The sequence below is a fragment of the Nannocystis pusilla genome, from assembly GCF_026626665.1.
Lineage (GTDB): Bacteria > Myxococcota_A > Polyangia > Nannocystales > Nannocystaceae > Nannocystis > Nannocystis pusilla.
Window position 1 is genome coordinate 11,606,491 of sequence record NZ_JAPNKE010000002.1, and the last position, 16,328, is coordinate 11,622,818.

General features: G+C 71.8%; 25 protein-coding genes and 5 pseudogenes. 14 read left to right on the forward strand and 16 right to left on the reverse strand.

Translation table 11 applies throughout. The annotated features are described in order from the left end of the window. Positions 1 to 252: 252 nt before the first annotated feature. Together OV079_RS51365 and OV079_RS51370 are read right to left on the reverse strand one after the other, a co-directional pair. A complete protein-coding gene (locus OV079_RS51365) occupies positions 253 to 1,122 on the reverse strand; it encodes a hypothetical protein (RefSeq protein WP_267777925.1) in 870 nt (289 codons plus the stop codon). 526 nt (positions 1,123 to 1,648) lie between these two features. Further along, positions 1,649 to 2,830, reverse strand: coding sequence for a hypothetical protein (locus tag OV079_RS51370; RefSeq protein ID WP_267777926.1), 1,182 nt, complete (start codon positions 2,828 to 2,830; stop codon positions 1,649 to 1,651). A 193-nt stretch (positions 2,831 to 3,023) separates the two neighbouring features. Here OV079_RS51370 and OV079_RS51375 point away from each other — a divergent pair, with 193 nt between their 5' ends. From OV079_RS51375 to OV079_RS51385, 5 genes and pseudogenes are all read left to right on the forward strand, one after another. Then, on the forward strand, positions 3,024 to 3,272 hold the full coding sequence (locus tag OV079_RS51375) for a hypothetical protein (RefSeq protein ID WP_267777927.1): 249 nt from the start codon (positions 3,024 to 3,026) through the stop codon (positions 3,270 to 3,272). A gap of 131 nt (positions 3,273 to 3,403) precedes the next feature. Then, a pseudogene (locus OV079_RS60130) lies at positions 3,404 to 3,529 on the forward strand (DUF4123 domain-containing protein); the annotation flags it as partial. A 68-nt stretch (positions 3,530 to 3,597) separates the two neighbouring features. Next, positions 3,598 to 3,672, forward strand: a pseudogene (locus OV079_RS60135) (hypothetical protein); the annotation flags it as partial. Positions 3,673 to 3,710: 38 nt separating this feature from the next. Continuing rightward, on the forward strand, positions 3,711 to 3,917 hold the full coding sequence (locus tag OV079_RS51380; protein WP_267777929.1) for a hypothetical protein: 207 nt from the start codon (positions 3,711 to 3,713) through the stop codon (positions 3,915 to 3,917). Between the two features lie 61 nt (positions 3,918 to 3,978). Beyond that, positions 3,979 to 4,353: a hypothetical protein gene (locus tag OV079_RS51385; protein ID WP_267777930.1), complete on the forward strand. Its 375-nt coding sequence runs from the start codon at positions 3,979 to 3,981 to the stop codon at positions 4,351 to 4,353. Here OV079_RS51385 and OV079_RS51390 read toward each other — a convergent pair. The 11 genes and pseudogenes from OV079_RS51390 to OV079_RS51435 form a co-directional block, all read right to left on the reverse strand. Further along, a complete protein-coding gene (locus OV079_RS51390) occupies positions 4,310 to 4,936 on the reverse strand; it encodes a hypothetical protein (RefSeq protein ID WP_267777932.1) in 627 nt (208 codons plus the stop codon). The genes OV079_RS51385 and OV079_RS51390 overlap by 44 nt on opposite strands. Then, a complete protein-coding gene (locus OV079_RS51395) occupies positions 4,873 to 5,385 on the reverse strand; it encodes a hypothetical protein (RefSeq protein ID WP_267777933.1) in 513 nt (170 codons plus the stop codon). The genes OV079_RS51390 and OV079_RS51395 overlap by 64 nt, the downstream gene beginning before the upstream one ends. Positions 5,386 to 5,390: 5 nt before the next feature. Continuing rightward, a complete protein-coding gene (locus OV079_RS51400) occupies positions 5,391 to 5,513 on the reverse strand; it encodes a hypothetical protein (protein WP_267777935.1) in 123 nt (40 codons plus the stop codon). Positions 5,514 to 5,575: 62 nt separating this feature from the next. Then, complete coding sequence (locus tag OV079_RS51405) at positions 5,576 to 5,785, reverse strand: hypothetical protein (protein WP_267777937.1); 210 nt, start codon at positions 5,783 to 5,785, stop codon at positions 5,576 to 5,578. Positions 5,786 to 5,936: 151 nt separating this feature from the next. Next, the gene (tssI, locus tag OV079_RS51410; protein WP_338089029.1) at positions 5,937 to 6,395 is read right to left on the reverse strand and encodes a type VI secretion system tip protein TssI/VgrG; all 459 of its coding nucleotides are present in this window, start codon (positions 6,393 to 6,395) and stop codon (positions 5,937 to 5,939) included. A gap of 195 nt (positions 6,396 to 6,590) precedes the next feature. Further along, on the reverse strand, positions 6,591 to 6,794 hold the full coding sequence (locus tag OV079_RS51415) for a contractile injection system protein, VgrG/Pvc8 family (RefSeq protein ID WP_267778839.1): 204 nt from the start codon (positions 6,792 to 6,794) through the stop codon (positions 6,591 to 6,593). 25 nt (positions 6,795 to 6,819) lie between these two features. Further along, complete coding sequence (locus tag OV079_RS51420; RefSeq protein ID WP_267777938.1) at positions 6,820 to 6,963, reverse strand: hypothetical protein; 144 nt, start codon at positions 6,961 to 6,963, stop codon at positions 6,820 to 6,822. Next, positions 6,935 to 7,063: pseudogene (locus tag OV079_RS60720) on the reverse strand (contractile injection system protein, VgrG/Pvc8 family); the annotation flags it as partial. The pseudogene OV079_RS60720 and the gene OV079_RS51420, both read right to left, overlap by 29 nt. Before the next feature lie 76 nt (positions 7,064 to 7,139). Beyond that, positions 7,140 to 7,559 (reverse strand): annotated as a pseudogene (locus OV079_RS51425) (contractile injection system protein, VgrG/Pvc8 family); the annotation flags it as partial. 217 nt (positions 7,560 to 7,776) lie between these two features. Then, entirely contained in the window at positions 7,777 to 8,034 is a 258-nt protein-coding gene (locus tag OV079_RS51430; protein ID WP_267777941.1) for a hypothetical protein, read from the reverse strand. Between the two features lie 372 nt (positions 8,035 to 8,406). Next, positions 8,407 to 8,694 (reverse strand): hypothetical protein, encoded by a 288-nt coding sequence (locus tag OV079_RS51435; protein WP_267777943.1) that lies wholly within the window; start codon positions 8,692 to 8,694, stop codon positions 8,407 to 8,409. Positions 8,695 to 10,059: 1,365 nt separating this feature from the next. Between OV079_RS51435 and OV079_RS51440 the strand changes: the two genes are divergently transcribed. Then, positions 10,060 to 10,239, forward strand: a complete 180-nt coding sequence (locus tag OV079_RS51440; protein WP_267777945.1) for a hypothetical protein — start codon at positions 10,060 to 10,062, stop codon at positions 10,237 to 10,239. Here the strand turns inward: OV079_RS51440 and OV079_RS51445 are convergent. Next, positions 10,223 to 10,711: a hypothetical protein gene (locus OV079_RS51445; RefSeq protein WP_267777947.1), complete on the reverse strand. Its 489-nt coding sequence runs from the start codon at positions 10,709 to 10,711 to the stop codon at positions 10,223 to 10,225. The genes OV079_RS51440 and OV079_RS51445 overlap by 17 nt on opposite strands. Positions 10,712 to 10,997: 286 nt before the next feature. Here OV079_RS51445 and OV079_RS60140 point away from each other — a divergent pair. The 8 genes and pseudogenes from OV079_RS60140 to OV079_RS51485 all read left to right on the forward strand — a co-directional run. After that, positions 10,998 to 11,171 (forward strand): annotated as a pseudogene (locus OV079_RS60140) (PAAR domain-containing protein); the annotation flags it as partial. A gap of 380 nt (positions 11,172 to 11,551) precedes the next feature. After that, the gene (locus OV079_RS51455) at positions 11,552 to 11,974 is read left to right on the forward strand and encodes a polymorphic toxin type 46 domain-containing protein (protein WP_267777949.1); all 423 of its coding nucleotides are present in this window, start codon (positions 11,552 to 11,554) and stop codon (positions 11,972 to 11,974) included. A 363-nt stretch (positions 11,975 to 12,337) separates the two neighbouring features. Continuing rightward, complete coding sequence (locus OV079_RS51460; RefSeq protein ID WP_267777950.1) at positions 12,338 to 13,240, forward strand: DUF4123 domain-containing protein; 903 nt, start codon at positions 12,338 to 12,340, stop codon at positions 13,238 to 13,240. Further along, positions 13,237 to 13,590 carry a hypothetical protein gene (locus tag OV079_RS51465; protein ID WP_267777951.1) on the forward strand — a complete coding sequence of 118 codons (354 nt, stop codon included), beginning with the start codon at positions 13,237 to 13,239 and terminating at the stop codon, positions 13,588 to 13,590. Before OV079_RS51460 ends, OV079_RS51465 begins: the two co-directional genes overlap by 4 nt. Positions 13,591 to 13,598: 8 nt before the next feature. Then, the gene (locus OV079_RS51470; protein ID WP_267777952.1) at positions 13,599 to 13,967 is read left to right on the forward strand and encodes a hypothetical protein; all 369 of its coding nucleotides are present in this window, start codon (positions 13,599 to 13,601) and stop codon (positions 13,965 to 13,967) included. Continuing rightward, positions 13,880 to 14,416, forward strand: a complete 537-nt coding sequence (locus OV079_RS51475) for a D-Ala-D-Ala carboxypeptidase family metallohydrolase (protein ID WP_267777953.1) — start codon at positions 13,880 to 13,882, stop codon at positions 14,414 to 14,416. The genes OV079_RS51470 and OV079_RS51475 overlap by 88 nt, the downstream gene beginning before the upstream one ends. After that, positions 14,416 to 14,637: a hypothetical protein gene (locus OV079_RS51480; protein WP_267777955.1), complete on the forward strand. Its 222-nt coding sequence runs from the start codon at positions 14,416 to 14,418 to the stop codon at positions 14,635 to 14,637. Before OV079_RS51475 ends, OV079_RS51480 begins: the two co-directional genes overlap by 1 nt. After that, entirely contained in the window at positions 14,631 to 14,903 is a 273-nt protein-coding gene (locus OV079_RS51485; protein WP_267777957.1) for a hypothetical protein, read from the forward strand. Before OV079_RS51480 ends, OV079_RS51485 begins: the two co-directional genes overlap by 7 nt. Before the next feature lie 37 nt (positions 14,904 to 14,940). On the opposite strand, the gene OV079_RS51490 is transcribed toward OV079_RS51485, so the two are convergent. After that, complete coding sequence (locus tag OV079_RS51490) at positions 14,941 to 15,426, reverse strand: hypothetical protein (RefSeq protein ID WP_267777959.1); 486 nt, start codon at positions 15,424 to 15,426, stop codon at positions 14,941 to 14,943. Between the two features lie 38 nt (positions 15,427 to 15,464). Continuing rightward, positions 15,465 to 15,908 carry a hypothetical protein gene (locus OV079_RS51495; RefSeq protein WP_267777960.1) on the reverse strand — a complete coding sequence of 148 codons (444 nt, stop codon included), beginning with the start codon at positions 15,906 to 15,908 and terminating at the stop codon, positions 15,465 to 15,467. Positions 15,909 to 16,328: the final 420 nt, after the last annotated feature.

The window sequence follows — 16,328 nt, forward strand, 5'->3', positions numbered from 1 at the left end:
CGTCAGCCGGCTGTTGTAGACGTCGTCGAAGTCCTGCCCGAACTCGATGCGGATCTCGCCCTGCAGGCCGCCCGGGTCGCCGACGATGACGTCGCGGGCGCTGACCGAAGGCTGTGGACGAGCGGGGTGCTGGGCGGGAAATAGAAGGTCGTCTCGCGGAACGCGAGGCCTGCCACGCCTCGTCGTGGCCGCGAGCCTCGATCTCCGCCGGCGTGAAGGTGCTGCTCAGGTCGATGACGAACTGATCGAGCGTCATCCCGAGATTCGGAGCCGGCGATCAAGAAGCTCGGCGGCCGCGCGGTCGGACGAGATGATGGCACCGGTCGGGGCGGTCGGATCCAGCAGGTCCGGTGAATCGACGACCTGGACCTGGGTGCCGCCGGCCCCGCCGCCGCTGATCCGCGCGACCCCGCGCGCGACCAGATACACGCGGTCCCCGGGCGGCGGGGGCGGAGGCGCGATCTTCTGCAGCGTGAGCGGCGTGACGCCGGTGCCGCCGACCGGCTGCGCCGGGGTCACGCCGGATCTGGACCTCGACGTCCACACCTGGATGTCGATTGTCCACAACGTCGGCTCGCCCTCCTGCTCGCCGGCGGGGCCGGGGCGCCGGATCGCCAGGCGGAACGGCAGTCCGTGCGTGAGCCCCGGGATCCGCAGCGCCCAGTCGTCGGTGTCGAGGTCGAACACGTCCGCGAGCGCCTGCAGCGTGCCCTCGTGGAGGAAGTGGTCGTCGCTGGTGGTGGACCGATGGTCCAGGATCGTGAGGACGCCGATCTGCTCGACGATGCCATCGGGGATCTGCAACGCGACCCCGGTGGTTTGCGGCAACAGATCGAGGATGCTGATCCCACGACGGACGGCCATGCTGCGAGGCTGGACGTCATCGATTCGCCTCGTCATGGGAAACCGCGTACGTCGATATCGTCCGATTCGCCCGCGGAGCCGCAAAACGCTGGTTCGACGGCCGAGAACGATCATCGATCCCAACATTAACGGACCGGCCCGGGGCTGCGGCTCGATCTGCGGTTGATTGTGAACACCGCGGATCCGCGCCCCGGAGATCTCGCCGTTCGCCGCCGCGCCCATCCGCGCAGTGTCGCTATTTTGTGGCGCGAGGGACATGTCATTGGGTGCATGCCCGAATGGACATAGGAGTCAGCGGCGGCTCGGCGTCGCGAGGATCGGCGAATCGTCGGGATCGCGGGTGGCCGATGTCCGCACGGGAGCGGGTCGGAGCCGCGGGCTGCACGACGACGGGCGCTCTGGCTTCGCTCCCGGCGACACCGCTGGCGACAGGGCGGAGCGGCGACGATGCTGTCGTCGAGGGCCTCCCGGTCGCTTCGGGATCGCGCCGCCGAGGACGTCGTCCGCCGCAGCGCCGCCGGTCGCGCTCCGGTCGCTTCGCCGGCCGCGATGCCGCGCGGTCGTGAGCGCGCGCGGGCCGGACCGCGGCGACCGGCGAGGCGAGCGTGCCGGCGCGACCCGTGGACGCTGTCGGGCGCCTCGCTACGGCCGCGCTGCGAGACGTCCGCGGCGCGCCGCGTCGGACCCGCTCGCGCGCTCACCGAAGCGGACATCGTGGGCGCCCCGGCTCACGTCGCGCACCACGCCGGCGCCCGCGCGTCGGAACAGGCGCGCGCCGTCTCTGCTAGAGTGCCTCCGCTGCCCGCGCGAGCGCAGGGCACGAGGATCGCCGGGCATGCCCGACGCCGCACGTATTGGTGATATGCACAGCTGTCCCAAGGTGGAGCCCGGGCCGGTGCCGCACGTCGGCGGGCCGATCCTCAGCGGCAGCGCCAACGTCATCATCGCTTCTCGCCCGCGGCGCGGGGTAGAGCGACAGCGTCGTCTGCTTCCCGGTCGGCCGGCCGACAGCGTCAAGGACGGCTCGCCGACGGTGCTCATCAACTTCCGCGACGCCGCGCAAGACCGACCCGTCCTCGCACGGCGGCCAGATCACGGCAGGCTGCCCCTCGGTCATCGTCGGCGGCTCGCCGCAGAGCATGGCGATGTTCACGGCCGCCAAGCGCCACGCCCTTCTGCGAGGAGTGCGACGCCGGCGGCGGGAGATGGAGGACAAGGACGACTCGGCCGAGGTCGAGACCGACACGGTCACCCTCGTCGACGAGGAGCCGCCGGTGGGCGCGCTCATCGGCGCCGCGCTGACGCTGGCGACGGCCTGACGCCGCAGGAGCTGGCCAGTCAGCTCGACGAGGGCGACGGCCTCGACGACCTGCGCCAGGCCGCCCGCTACGCCGTCGCCTATCAGTTCTACGCCGCGCACACCGGCGACAAGGTCAAGCCGAGCCGGATCTGGTCGCACATCGGCGGCATCGACATTTCGTAGCCCGTCGAGGTCGTCGACATCGCCGGCAGCACCCTCTACCAGCGCGGCCTGCCCGGCGCCGGGACCGGCCAGTACTTCTCGCTCGCCGACGTCCCGCCCGAGCAACTCGGCGTGTCGGAGCTGGTGTACGCGCTGCAGGACGGCGAGCCGACGCCGCCACCTGTCCCGCGGGACAGGCGCGTGATCGCGTTCGACGAGGGCGCCCGCGCTCGGCCTCAAGAGCACCGCGGCGGCGATCACCGACACCTGGTCGATGCCGGCGCTGGTCGACGACCCGGGCCAGTTCGTCGCCTGCGAGGGCGGCGGACGCAGCTCATGGTCCCCAAGGTGTTCCACGCCGGCGCCAGCCTCGTGCTGCCGTGGAGGCTCGCCATGGCCGACACGATGCGGATCTTGTCGCGCGACGCCTTCGCCGAGGTGCTCGGCGAGGCCCGGCAGCGCACCCGCGAGCTCGACCCGTCGCGCTGGCCGCTCTTGCAGCACGTCGACGCGCAGCTCGACTACATGGCGCGCACCACCGCCGACGGCCGCGTGCCGTACCCGGAGGAGCGCGCACGACCCTGGGCCCGCTCGCCGCCCGCGAGCTCGAGCGGTCGACCCCGAGTACGCCGACCAGCTCGAGGAGCTCGACTACACCTTTCATCGCTACCCGCTGCTGCCGAAGGGCCCGCCGCTCGTGCGCCGCGGCATCTTGCAGGTGTGGACCGGGCGCGACGCGTTCCGCAAGCTGATCCTCGAGCACGGGGTGCCGCGCACCGTCGGCACCGCGGACGCGGACTTCGTCGTGCACGCCGACGCCTCCGGCTCGCCGTGTTCCAGATCGTGTGGGACGGGGTCGCGGCCACGTGCGCGCCCACGACCCGCAGCAGATCACCATCGACGGGACGCCAGGTGGTACGGCGACTGGCCAATCGCGGCTGGGTGAAGGCCGGCGCGACCACCTTCCGCTTCCTCGTCGAGGACCGCACCCGCCGCGCTCGCCGGTCACGCCCACGCCCGCGAGCTCGGCCGCCCTCGGGCGCTGCGGCCCGTCGCGACGCCGGCGAGCTGTACGCGGTGATCGACGCCGCTCGCTCCGACCGCGCCATCGTGCTGCTCGAGGAGAGCGTCGACGCCCACGCCTCGCTGTACGACGGCGAGCCGGGCCGCGCCCTCGACGACGTCGCGCCGTACCTCGTGCAATCCGCGGCGACTCCGGGCTGCTGGAGCGCCTGGTCCACGAGGGCTGGGGCGACGCGTGGGGCATCTTCCTGCAGAGCCGCGCCGACTTCGAGGCCGTGCGTCGGCACCTGCGTCGGTTCCTCGTCGTCAAGGGCGAGGGCGAGCCGCGCCGGCTGTTCTTCCGCTTCTACGACCCGAGGTCATGCGCACCACAGTCGAGGTCTTCACGCCCGAGCAGCGCGCCGAGCTGCTGCAGGACCTCGAGGTCATCCTCTACGAGGACGAGGACGACCAGCTCCGCGAGCTGCGCTGTCGCGCTCACTTCGGGCGGTTCGTGCACTCGGCGGTCTTGAACACCACCTTCGTGGTGTCGAAGTTGGTGCGCCGATCCGGGCGCGTGTGGGTGTAGTGATCGACGATCGGTGATCTTGTCGACGTGCTCCCCGGTGTCGCCGTTGTCGGCGCGATCGTTGAGCTTCTTCCACCGCCAGTACGCCATCGCCGACAGCATCCCGCCCCTTGGTCTCGAGGACCTGCTCGACGTTGTTCACGATGTCGAGCCCGTTGCCCGGGTAGCGAGCGTCCATCTGGCTCTGCACGTTCTGGTAGATCTCCTTGCCCGTGATCTGGATGTACCCGCGGCCGCGGTACTTGTAGCCCTCGCCGCTCTCGATGCTGCCGTTGCCGTTGCGGTTGGCGTAGGCCCGGTTGCCGATCGCCTCCGGATCGGCGCCGTGCTCGGCGGTCTTGCCGTACAGCGCCGCCTCCTCCGGGTTCTGCCGAAGTACGAGAAGTTCTTCTTCAGCCCGCTTCGCTGTAGTGCAGGTCCTCCGTCAGGGCGCTGATCGAGGCCCCGACCTCTTGCCGGATCTGGGCGAAGAAGTGGGCCTTGCGCAGGCAGCGGTTGAGCTCGAACTTCTCGAACGCGCTGTTGAAGGCGTTCGTCACGCCCGTGATCTTGGCGGCGGAGGCGCTGGGGAAGATCGTCTTCATCGCTCCTCCGTCATCTTCGCGCAGCAGCGCGGGCAGTCGCACCACGCGCCGACCGCCGAATCGACGGAGCTCGCCCCGGACTTGGCGTTGAGATCGGTCAGTCCCTGGCGGTGTGCCATGCTCAGCCTCTCCTCGGCAGGTCACCCAGCACGTGCCTCGGCACGTGATCGCCTTCTTCTCGAGCCGAACCGGCCACCTCGCCGGCTCCGGGACCATGCCGTCGCGGATGGTGTTGGCGATCCACGGATAGAGCGGGTCGTCGTGGCAGCCGTGGCCGAAGGCGAACATCAGCACGCTCATCAGCGCCTCGCCGCGGGCGCTCGGCGCCTTGAGGTCGCGCGCCGTCTCGACGCCCTCGACGATCAGGTTCGTCAGCGCCGGCTCGCCGACGTAGGCGACTTTCTCCAGGTACACCGCCGCGAACTGGCGCGCCATCTCCCCGACGATCTGCGCCGGCGGGTACTCCAGCGGCTGCTCCGCGAATGCAGGATCCGCCGCAGCGCCGCGAGGTGTAATCGTCGTCCGGCCCGGCCACCTGCCGGCGGTACTCCGTCACCCGCTCGTGGATCCGCTCGGCCCGCTGCATCTGCGGCGCGTCGGGCTCGGCCGTCAGCAGCTCGTGGAACCTGGTACTGCGGGTCGGTGTCGAAGCGGCTGCCGAACAGCAGCATCAGCTCGAGGTACATGCGCACCGGGCCGCGCAGGTTGAAGCCGTGGCGCTCGGCCGCGGCCATGCCCGTGCGCACGACCACGAGCATCGGCTCCTCGCCGAGCGTCTTGAACAGCGGCGGCGAAGGCGGCCAGGTGTTCGACCATCTCGGCTTCGAGGCACGGCGCGGCGGCTCGCGGAAGCGGGCCAGTTGGTCCTTGCCGATCGTCAGCATCGCGTCTACTTCGACCCGCGCTCGGACTCGATCGCGTGCTGGGGCTGGGCGTCCTTGGCGTCGGCCGCGGTCCGCGGATCGGCCGCGGCCGCGCGGACCGGCGAGCCGGCGCTGTTGATATAGACCATGCTGCCCTTGATGTAGATCCCGCCGGCGTCGATGGTGATGAACCCGCCCGGGCCCTGGATGGTCAGCGCGTCGCCGGCGTCGAGGACGATCTTGCTGGCCTTGAAGTGGACCTCGTCGCCGGCCTCGACCGCGAGGCGGCGGCGATCCGGGCCTGCTCGTTGCCGCCGACGATCCGCGACACCGAATCGTCGACCTTCTCGAGCAGGCTCTTGCGCACGTGCACGTGGCTGTCGCCGTCGACGAGCTCGAGCTTGTCGCTGCGGACGTGCATGTCGACGCGGCCCGGGCGTCGATGCCGCCCACGAGCAGCTGGACGTCGCCGCCGAGGTGCGCCGTGGTGTGGCGGTGAACGTTGAGGTGGTGGTCGTGGTAGAGCTGGACGAAGCTGTCGCCGGCCTTGCCCTGCTCGTCGTTGCCGACGGTCACGTGCAGTGGCGGAACACCGTCGAGAACGCGTCGTTGACGCGCACGTCGATGTTGCGCTCCGCGTGCAGGAAGATCTGCTCGTCGTTCTTCTTGTCCTCGAAGCGCAGCTCGTTGTAGCCGCCGCCGCCGATCGAGCTGTCCGACTTGATCGTGCTGCGCGTCTTGTGCTCCGGCAGCGTGTACGGCGTCTCGTTCATGCCGTGGTAGATGCGCCCGGTGATGATCGGCCGGTCGGGGTCGCCCTCGATGAAGTCGACCAGCACCTCGTGGCCGATCCGCGGCAGGAACATCGCGCCCCAGCCGTGCCCGGCCCACGCCTGGCTGACGCGGACCCAGCAGGTGCTGCGCTCGTCGTGCTCGCCCTCGCGGTCCCAGTGGAACTGCACGCGGACCCGGCCGTGCTCGTCGGTGTGGATCTCCTCGCCCGCGGGGCCGACGACGGTCGCGGTCTGCACCCGCGCACCGCCGGCCTCGGCGTGGTGCGGGCCGGCCGGAACGGCACCTTCAGCTCGGTCGCGCCGAAGGTGTTATGATAGGACATCGCGCCCGCGGCATCCTCTTGCAGCGCCTGCGCTGCTCGCCCTTGTGCTCGACGCGGATCAGGCGATATTCGCCGTTGAGCTCCTCGTGCGGGTGACCGACCAGGGTCATCACGGCCCCGCGTAAAGGCGCGGGCAGTCGCTGGTGCCGACGGCCTGCCTGCGGGTGGCCTGGTGCGCCTCGAGGCGGATCCGCGCCATCGCCTGGCCCTGGTGCGGCCCGGCGCGGCCCGGGAACTGATATTCGCCGGGGAAGTCGTATTGCTCGAGGCTCGGGGTTGTGCTTCGCGGCCTCCTTGACCTCCATCGATTGATCGGGCCGGTGGAGGTTCAGGTCGCGCTAGGTGACCTTGCCGGTGCGCACGCGGCTGCCGATCTGCAGCTCCTTCACGTGCTCGCGGTCCTGGACCAGGTTGTTGGGCCGGTTGAACCACACCGTGGAGGTGCCGGGGATCGGGCCGTGCGCGCCGGCGTGATCCGCCATCACCCACGTGCCGGCTCTGCTCGTGCTCGTAGAAGTAGAAGATGCCGTCCTCTTCGAGCAGCCGGCTGACGAACGCGAGGTCGCTCTCGCGGTATTGCACGCAGTAGTTCCGCGGCGCGTAGGTCCCGGTCAGCGAGAAGCGGAACCAGTCGCGCGGCAGGCCGGCCCTCGTCCAGCACCTCGGTGACGATCTGCTGCGTCGTCTTGTCCTGGAAGATCCGGCAGTCGTGGCGGTGGTTCAGCCGGTGCGCCCACGGCTCGACGATCAGCTCGTAGCGCTGCAGATAGCGGGTCGCGCCGATGTACTCCGCCTCGCACACGATGCCGTGGACCACGCGGTCGACGTCGAGGCCTTGGATCGTCAGCAGCGCGGGCTGACCGACGAACGTCTCGGGGTCGATCTCCGCCGCGCTGGCGACCTCGACGGCGAAGCGGAACGGCTCGGAGATGCCCTCCTGCCCGGTGAATCGCACGACGTGCAGCGGCAGGTCGGCCACGTCCAGGGTGAACACGGACAGGTCTCCGAGCGACCCGGAGCCGGAGGAGACGAGATCGGGCTGGTTCATGAGAATGCCGAGTCGACCGTTTCCGACCATGCTTTGCACGCGGGTGGTGCTGCGTCAACGCGTCTTTGCGCGCATCGCAGATCGCGACAGGCGCGCGACGGATCCGGGTCGCAAACCAGAGTCGACGCGACTGCGGCACACACCGATGCGTGGGTACGGACGGGCAACCGCGGGCGCTCGCGGGCCGCGCCGCGACGTGGACTTCGCACGAGGCCGCGGCTGCGACGAATGCGGCGCTGGCCGCCCGTCACGGCGAGCCGGGCGGCCGCAGCGCGAACAGCTCGACGCGGCCGCAGTCCGGGCAGCGATAGGCGTCGAGCGCCAGCACCTCGTCGGCGGCGAAGCGGATCCCGCCGGGCGAGGCGAGGCGTTCGGCCCACGACTGCTTCACCGTGGTCGGCGCTCCCGGATGCCACACGGAGACCATGACCTGACCGGAGAGCTCGGGCACGAAGCCGAGTTCCATCGCCACGTCGCAGCGGATGCAGGACGGCGGGCTGTTCATGCCGCGATTTCACCAGCCCCGCGTCCGCGTGTCGAGCGCGCTCGCCGGCGCGACGTGGCGAAGCTGCGAGGTGGACCCGTTCGCCGAGCTCCTCGCAGCGCAGACCGGGGCGCCACCGACGAGGCGCGCCCGCCTCGTTGCGGGTCGATCTGCTCCTGGTCGCGGCCGCCCGGGTAGGCACACGGGTCGTGTTCATCCTTGCCGATCACGCGCACGCCGAGCGGCATGTCGGCGAGGCCGACCTCGGTGAACGGGCGACTTCCGTAAGCTAGCAGGCGACCGCCGCCAGCACGCCGATCAGGACGATGAGCGCGAGCCCGAGGTTGACGACGAGCAGCTTCTTTCGCAGCGACCACCCGCGGATGCTGGCCATCAGCGACCTGGCCCGGGGACAGATACTTGGTGGTGAAACAGGACGGTCTCCCCGGTGGTGGGGAGCATCATGGTCGACTCGGGGGCGGGGCGCGCCGGTTCGACGATTTCGGACGGATCCGGCGGTCGGCGCCAGATCCGGGTGGCGTCGGGGTCGCTCGCCGGAGGCGGCGGCAGCGGTAGATCGTCGGCGCGGAGCACCTGCGTCGCGTCGGCGAAGGCGGGCACGGGGATCCGGTCGGTCGGCGGATCGACGTGGCGGCCGCGGGCGTCGGCGAAGGCCGGCACCGGCAGTGCTCGGTCGGCGGATCGCCGGGGCCGCGCCGCGCGAAGGCCGGTACCGGCATTTCCTCGGTGGGTTGATTCGTGGGCGCGCGAGCGATGACGGTCGAATCGCCGAGGTCCGATGATTGGATGGAGCCGGCGTCGTCGCGTCGGCTCGGGCCGGCAATCCTCGCACCGAGCGGCGCGGAGTAATTTCGGTCCTGTCGGCCGCGGGCACCGGCGGGACCGGCGGGTGCGCGCCGGTGATGCGGGCGCGATCGAGGATCTCGGTGCGGTCCGCGGGGGCGGGAGCTCCGGACGAGGAGAGGGTCGGATAGGAGCGCGAGGGCGGGGCGCCGGGCGGGCGCGGGCGCGAGAGCGAGGAGGCGGCGGCCTGGGCTTGCGCGGACGAGAGGGTGGGGTGCGAGCGGGAGGGCGAGGCCGAACCGGGGACGCGGGCGCGGCTCGACGAGGAGGTCGAAGCGGAGGGCTCGAGGGTGGGATGGGAGCGGGAGGGCGAGGCCGAGCCGGGGATGCGCGTGCGGCTGAGGGAGGACGACGAGGCGGAGGCCTGGGCCTGCGCGGACGAGAGGGTGGGATGGGAGCGGGACGGCGAGGCCGAGCCGGGGAGGCGCTGGTGATTCGACGCGGACGACGACGCGGCCCCGGAGAGCGACGGCGCGAGGGTCGGATGAGAGCGCGACGGAGCGGCCCGGAGCCCGCGGGCGCGAGGTCAGCGAGGAGGACGAGGCCGAGGCATCGACGGGAGCGATCGTCGGGTGGGCGCGCGATGGCGAGGTCGAGCCGCGCAGACCGGACGACGAGGCGGCGGACGATTCGCCCGCGAGGGTCGGGTAGGCGCGCGAGGGCGAGGACGAACCGGCGAGGCGCGGAGCCGGACGACGCGGGCGAGGCGAGCGACGAGACGACGCGGACGGATCGCTCGCCAGGGGTCGGATAGGAGCGCGAGGGCGAAGCGGAGCCGGCGAGGCGCGAGCCGGACGAGGCGGGCGATGGTTCGTCGCGGGCGAGCCTCGAGCCCGACTGCGACGACCGCGAATCCGGCGTGAGTGGCGCGGATGTCCCTGAGGACAGGCTGCTGCTGGACGCCGGCGAGGTGATGGATGGCCTCGCGGACAGGTTGCCGGTGCTCGGCGCAGCGGCAGCTCCGCGGTTGATTCTCTGGATGTCTTTGGGGCAGGTTGCTGCCGCCCGGGGAGCGGCGGGCCGTCGCTCGCGGCGGCCTCGGCCTCGGCGGCGCGGCGGGCCGCGGCGGTCTCCGGGGCCTCGGGCGCCCGGACCTCGGCGGCCTCGGCCTTGGCCTCGGCCTCGGCGTGCGCCGCGGCTGCTTGGCCGCGGCGGACTTGTCGTCGGCGTCGAGCAGCGCGCATGGCCGCCCGCAGCGCGGCCGGATCGGCGTGGCGCTGGTCGGGGTCGGTGGCGGTGGCGCGGGCCACCAGCGCCTCGACCCCGCGGCTGGCGTCGTCGGGCGCGCTCCAGCGCGGCGGCGGTCCGGCGGCGGCGCGCTGGCCTGCCAGCAATTCGTGGAGCATCACCCCGATTGCATGAACGTCGCAGCGCGGGCCGGCGGCGGCGGGCGCTCGGGCGCGCGGTAGGGTGAATCGGCGGCGTGACCGGGCCCGAGCTCGGCGACCCCGAAGTCGAGCACCTTCACGTCCCCGCGCGCCGTGATCACGCAGCGCGCCGAGGTCAGCGCCCGGTGGGCCGCGCCGGCGGCCGCGTGGCGCTCGACGATCTCGGCCACCCGCTCGCACAGGGTCAGCGCGCGCCGCCACGGCGTCGGCCCCTGCTCGACCTGGCGATCGAACCCGCGGGCCATCTGCAGGTCGGTCACGCAGTACGGCGGGGTCGGCGCGGTGCGAGTGACGCCGCGGGGCAGGACCAGGCCGGGGATCTTGGCCGCGGTCGCCGCGGTGATCAGCCGGGCGAACGCGGCCCAGGGGTCGGCCTGGGCGAGCGACGGATCGAACAACGTGAGCTCGACCTCGCGTCCGGCCTGGTGATCGACGGCCACGAACACGTGCGCCGGACCTTCGGCGCGCAGCGGGTCATGAGCTCATAGCGACCGCGGACACGGTCGCCCACGCGCGGCGAGAAGGGAGCGGTCACGGAGGAAGCCCGCATCATGCCCGCGGCGGTCCGCCTCTGTCCATTGTTATCCGGCGAAACCGCGCCGCGCGATATCGTCATTCACACATCTGCCGACCCGTGGATCGCATGATGGCAATGACGAGACGATCCGCCACGATGGCGCTGCGCGCCGCGCGTCGGCGGTTTTTGTTACCGTGCCGGACGCTCCTGCACGTATGCCCGACGCCGCCCGCATCAGCGACTTTCACGTGTGCCCGAAGGTCGAGCCCGGTCCGGTGCCGCACGTCGGCGGCCCCATCTTCAGCGGCAGCGCCAACGTGATCGTCGGCTTCCTGCCGGCGGCGCGCAAGGGCGACAGCGTGGTGTGCTTCCCGGTGGGCCCGAGCGATCGCATCCAGCAGGGCTCGGCGACCGTCCTCATCAATCACCGGGAGGCGGCGCGCACCGATCCGGCGGTCCACATCGGCGGCGACCGCATCGTCGGCGGCTCCCTCGGTGGTGATCGGCGACTCGACGCAGAGCTTCGTGTTCCGCGCGGCGGCGAAGATCGGCACGCCCTTTGTGAGGAGTGCGAGCGCAAGCGGCTGGAGTACGACACGCACGACGACTCGGCGGTGCCCGACGAGCCGGATCCGGAGACCGCGACGCTCGACGACGAGGCACCGCCGCCGGGCGGGCTCGCGGGGCGCGACGTCTTCGCCGACCTCGACCTTTCCAAGCACGAGCTCGCCGAGCAGCTCGGGAGGACGACGGCCTGGGCGAGGCGCGCGTGCAGGCCCGCTACGCCGTCGCCTATCAGTTCTACGCCGCCCACGCGACCGGACCGATCAAGCCGAGCGACATCCTCTCGCATATCAAGGGCATTGACCTCGGAAAGCCCGTCGTCGTGCGCTCGTTCGCCGGTCAGACGATGCACCAGAGATCGATCCCCGGCGCCGGCGTCGGCCAGTACTTCACGCTCGACCCGTCGATCACGCCGGAGCAGGTCGGCTGCTCGCCGATCAGCTACGGCTTCGTCGACGGCAAGCCGAACCCGCCGCCGCTGGTCCGCGAGCCGCGTGAGGTCGAGTTCGGCGAGCCGGCGCTCGGCCTGCAGAGCACCGCGGCGCCGATCGTCGACGACTGGTCGCTCAAGGACCCGCGCAAGGACACGCTGCTGGCGGTGTACTGCGCGGGCGGGCGACGCAGGTGATGATCCCGCGCAAGTTCCACCCGCCGGTGAAAGGCTGAACGGCGTGCCCGGGCTGATGCGCATCACGTCGCGCGACGCCTTCGCCGAGGTGCTCGCCGAGGCTCGCGCGCGCACGCGGGCCTACGATCCGTCGCGCTGGCCGGCGCTGCGGCAGATCGAGGGCCAGCTCGAATTCATGGCCCGCGAGACGGCCCGCGGCCGCGTGCCGCACCCCGACGATCGCGGGCGCACCAACCTCGGTCCGCTCGCGGTCCGCGACTTCGCCGAGCTCGACCCGGAATACGCCGATTGGTTGGCGGAGCTCGACTACACGTTCGCCCGCTATCAGGTGCTCGCGAGCGGCCGCCGCGGCGGCGTCGCGGCGTGTTGCAGGTGTGGTCGGGGCGCGAGAGCTTCCGCAAGATCGTGCTCGACCCCGGGATCGGGCGCACCATCGGCACCGCCGACGCCGAGGTCGTGGTTCACCCCGATCGCGCCGGCAGCCCGCAATTCCACATCGTATGGGACGGCGTCTGCGCGCACGTGCAGGCGATCGATCCGCACCGGATCGTCGTCGGCGGCGAGCCGTGCTGGACCGGCGAGATGGCCAACCGCGGGTGGATGCAGGCCGGTCGTACGACCTACCGCTTCCTCGTCGAGGACTTCACGCCGCCGCCGGCGCCGGTGAAGCCGAGCGAGGCGGCGCTCGCCGCCCTCGCGCGGCTCCGTGGCCTGCGCGACGCTGGCACGCTGTACGGGATCGTCGACGCCGCCCGCGCCGATCGGCCGATCGAGCTGATCGAGGAGAGCGTCGACCCCTACGCCTCGCTCTACGACGGCGAGCAGGGGCGCGCCTTCGACGACGTCGCGCCGTACCTGATCCGCTTCGAGCGCGACTCCGGCCTGCTCGAGCGGATCGTCGGCGAGGGCTGGGGCGAGCGTGGGGCATCTTCGTCGTCAGCGGGGCCGAATCGAGGTCGTGCGTCGCCACTGCGTCGCTTCTGCGGATCGACCTCGCGGGCGAGGCGCACCCGGTCTTCTTTCGCTACGACCCGCGCGCGCTGCAGACGGTCGCGCCGGTGCTCACCGCCGACCAGCGGGCCGACTTTCTGCGCCACCTCGACGCCGTGCTGTACGAGTCGCCGCGCGAGCTGGTCGCGATCACCCATGACCCGCGCGTCGGATGAGGCAGGGGCGGGCCTGCGTCGGGCGATCCGCGGGCGCCGGATTGATCTTCCGCGGCGGGGCTGGTTAATGTCACGAGCAGGACGGGTGGCGGGGCGATGAGCGGATCTGGGGACACAGGGCTGACTGCGCCGCGGTTCACGTGGGACCTGCTGAACCCGAACACCTCCGGGCAGCCCGGCAGCTTCACCGGTAAGGCCGTCTCGCCCGAGCCGATCCAGGGCCAGACGAACCGCTTCTCCAAGCAGATGGAGAACGCCGGCACGGCCGCGGATCAGCAGCTCGGCGACAAGCCGGCCGGCGGCGAATGTGCGACCTGTCCGCCGCGGATCCGCCTCGAGCACCGCAGCCAGTACACGGCCAAGACCCGCTATTCGGAGAAGGATGGGTCGTCGCCGACAAGTTCATCTTCCTCGTCGGCAAGGACGCGAGCACCAAGTTCCGCACGCTGAGCGTCCGCGTGGCCGAGCCGGAGGGCGCCTCGGCGACCTGGGAGGTCAAGCCGATCGGCGATCACAGCGGCAAGATCGCCAAGCCCACCGGCACCGGCAACCGCTTCGACTACACGCCCGAGGTCACCAACGCGCAGCGGCCGATCACCGCCTCGCGCAAGCCGAACCCGCCGGTCCAGTACAGCATCAAGGCCACGATCACCCACGAGGGCAAGTCGCACGAGATCACGGAGATCGTGACGCAGGACGAGCGCGACATCATCCGCCAGGAGTACGTCGACCAGCGCATGTGCGGAGCGGCTTCACGCTGCACGTCCCCTACCGCACGCACATCAAGGCGACCACGCGCGCCGACCTGCGCGGCAACTACCAGCTGATCCTCGACTCGGCGATGACGGAGCTGCTGACCGCGACCGAGGCGGCGTACGGCGCGAGCGTCTTCGTGTCGAGCGGCTGGCGCAACCCGCGGCGCAACCTCGCCGCCGGCAGCACGGTGCCCAGCAACCACCAGCACGGCGGCGCGCTCGACATGCAGCCGGTCGGGCAGAAGCAGATGACGGGCGCGACGCGGCGGTCGGCCTACCTCCGGCTGTACAACGCGGCGCGGTCGGTGCGGTCCCGCGTGGTCCTGCTCGAGAAGGGCCCCAAGGCGGTCTACCCGTCGAGCGCGGCGGTGCCCTCGCCGACGCCGGAGACGCCGGACAACAACGAGGACGGCATCCCCGACGCGGCGACCTCGGGCGGCTCGAAGGTCGAGTCGCTGTTCGACATCGCCAGCCACGTGCACATCGACCGCGCGGCCCCCGACGAGGCGGACGACGACTGATGCTGAAGCTCGGCCCCGATCAGCGCAGCGAGATCACGGCCGCCGCCCGCGAGGCGTCGGAGCGGCGGATCTTCGCGCTCCTGCGCGAGCACTACGGGCCGACCCGGGTGTGGCCGGGCGACGCGCAGGGGCTCGAGGTCGTGCGCGCGGCGACGGTCAAGGCCGCCGGCTACGAGATGACCGCGGAGCGCGACATCTTCAGATTGCCGCGCTCATGCTGAGCTTCAGCGACGACTTCGACACCCGCGAGGCGTGGGCCCGCGAGATCGTGGCCGCCCGCGAGGGGAACGCGCCGATCGCCGAGCTGTGGTATCAGGCGGGCATCGCCGAGGTGCGGCGCTACGAGGACGCGGCGCGCAATCGTAGCAGCGGGCGGTGGTCGAATCACCGAAGCGCGGCGCTGCGAGGTCGCGGCGCGCGAATCGTGGCAAAGTGGCTTCATTCAGCGCAGGCGTCGCACTCGCGGTCCGCGTGCGCTTCAGCGTGATTTCTCGGCTCGCTCGTCGCGCGCCTCCCATCACGGCTCAGCGCTCGCGCGCGAACATCGCGAGCGGCGGCCGGACGTCGGGCGGGGCCAGGAAGCCGTCGACGACGGCGAGCGTCGTCGTCGCCGCCATGCCCTCTTCGTCGGTGTACTCGATCTCGAGCCGCTCGCCGGCGTCGTCCGTGACGAAGCGACAGCGGGCGTCGCGGAGCTGTCCGGCCGCGCTCACCGTCTTGCATGCCTCGCCGCGCATCAGCAGGATCTCGCGGCCCGGGGCCAGGCGGACGTCGAAGCGCTGCCGGTCGACCAGCCGTGTCATCGGCGCATCGACGAGGTAGAAGCGAACGGCGTCGAGGAAGGCGAACTCCAGCCACAGCTCGCGCAGCGGGCGACGGGCGAACCACGCGCCCTCCGGGGTCGGCGACAGCTCGTAGCTCCCCTCGTTCGGGCCGCCGTCGATGTGCAGCCGCCGTCCACCCGGCGAGAATGTCCACTGCTCGGGCGGCAGCCGCTCGTCCGCATGCACCTTCGACCATTTGCCGGTCAGCGCCGCGGTGCGGCGATTCAGCTCCGCCGGGGAAAGGGGCGCCGGCCTGGGCGCCGGCTCGTGCACCGCGTCGGTCCACGCGGGGAACCGCGCCGTCGGGGAGGGCACGCGCGCGCGGCCTCGAGGACCTTCGGCGTCGTGAGCGCGCAGAGGCGCTGCTGCAGCGGCTCCGCGGAGCACGACGCGATCACGTCGAGGCTGGCCTGAAGATAGTGGAGCCGGGCCACGGAATCGGTCGGCGCCCCGGCGAACGTGAGCGCCGGGACGGTCTCCTCCCACGCGCGATCGACGATTCGCTGGCACGGACCCTCGGGGTGAACGGACCGGCCGGCGGTCCGATGCACCGCCCTGCGCTCGGCGAGGGCGTCGGCGTACTGCTCGGCGACGAGGAGCTCGCCCATGACGATGGCCTTGATGCCGAAGGGATCCGAGATGCCCTTGCAGACCACCCGCGGCGGCACGAACTCCGCGCACGTCGCACGTCGCGGGCTCGGGCTGCCAGCGCTGCTCGTGCGTCGATTTCCAGCGCACCGCGGTCCCGTCGACGGCGCGGACGAACACGCCGCTGCCGTCGCACAGCAGCATCGAGCCGTCGGCGCGCTGCCAGCCGCCCGTGACCTGGTACACCTCGCCGCGGTGCGCCACTGCGCTGGAGTAGGACCAGCCGGACGGTTCGCCGGGCGCGCTTCGCAGCAGCAGGACGCACGGCGCGAGCAGCTCGAACGGTTCGCGCGCCCCGTCGAGACGCACCCGCGCGTCGCCGTCGACGAGTCCGCCGTCGATCAGGTGACCCTGGAGCGCGGCGGCGATCTGGGTCAGGTCTTCGCCGAGCGTCAAGGGCGAGGGCGCGTCGCCGGCACGGCAGCTTGGCGACGGGAGTC

Excerpts from the sequence above, each read along its gene's own strand:
- OV079_RS51405 (WP_267777937.1), bottom strand. The coding sequence starts at position 5,785 with ATGCACGTCCGCAGCGACAAGCTCGAGCTCGTCGACGGCGACAGCCAC.
- OV079_RS51480 (WP_267777955.1), top strand. The coding sequence starts at position 14,416 with ATGCTGAAGCTCGGCCCCGATCAGCGCAGCGAGATCACGGCCGCCGCC.
- OV079_RS51440 (WP_267777945.1), top strand. The coding sequence starts at position 10,060 with ATGGCCGCCCGCAGCGCGGCCGGATCGGCGTGGCGCTGGTCGGGGTCG.
- OV079_RS51485 (WP_267777957.1), top strand. The coding sequence starts at position 14,631 with ATGCTGAGCTTCAGCGACGACTTCGACACCCGCGAGGCGTGGGCCCGC.
- OV079_RS51380 (WP_267777929.1), top strand. The coding sequence starts at position 3,711 with ATGCGCACCACAGTCGAGGTCTTCACGCCCGAGCAGCGCGCCGAGCTG.
- OV079_RS51365 (WP_267777925.1), bottom strand. The coding sequence starts at position 1,122 with ATGTCCCTCGCGCCACAAAATAGCGACACTGCGCGGATGGGCGCGGCG.
- OV079_RS51395 (WP_267777933.1), bottom strand. The coding sequence starts at position 5,385 with ATGCTGACGATCGGCAAGGACCAACTGGCCCGCTTCCGCGAGCCGCCG.
- OV079_RS51420 (WP_267777938.1), bottom strand. The coding sequence starts at position 6,963 with ATGGCGGATCACGCCGGCGCGCACGGCCCGATCCCCGGCACCTCCACG.
- OV079_RS51400 (WP_267777935.1), bottom strand. The coding sequence starts at position 5,513 with ATGGTCTATATCAACAGCGCCGGCTCGCCGGTCCGCGCGGCCGCGGCC.
- OV079_RS51390 (WP_267777932.1), bottom strand. The coding sequence starts at position 4,936 with ATGGCGCGCCAGTTCGCGGCGGTGTACCTGGAGAAAGTCGCCTACGTC.
- OV079_RS51430 (WP_267777941.1), bottom strand. The coding sequence starts at position 8,034 with ATGAACAGCCCGCCGTCCTGCATCCGCTGCGACGTGGCGATGGAACTC.
- OV079_RS51465 (WP_267777951.1), top strand. The coding sequence starts at position 13,237 with ATGAGCGGATCTGGGGACACAGGGCTGACTGCGCCGCGGTTCACGTGG.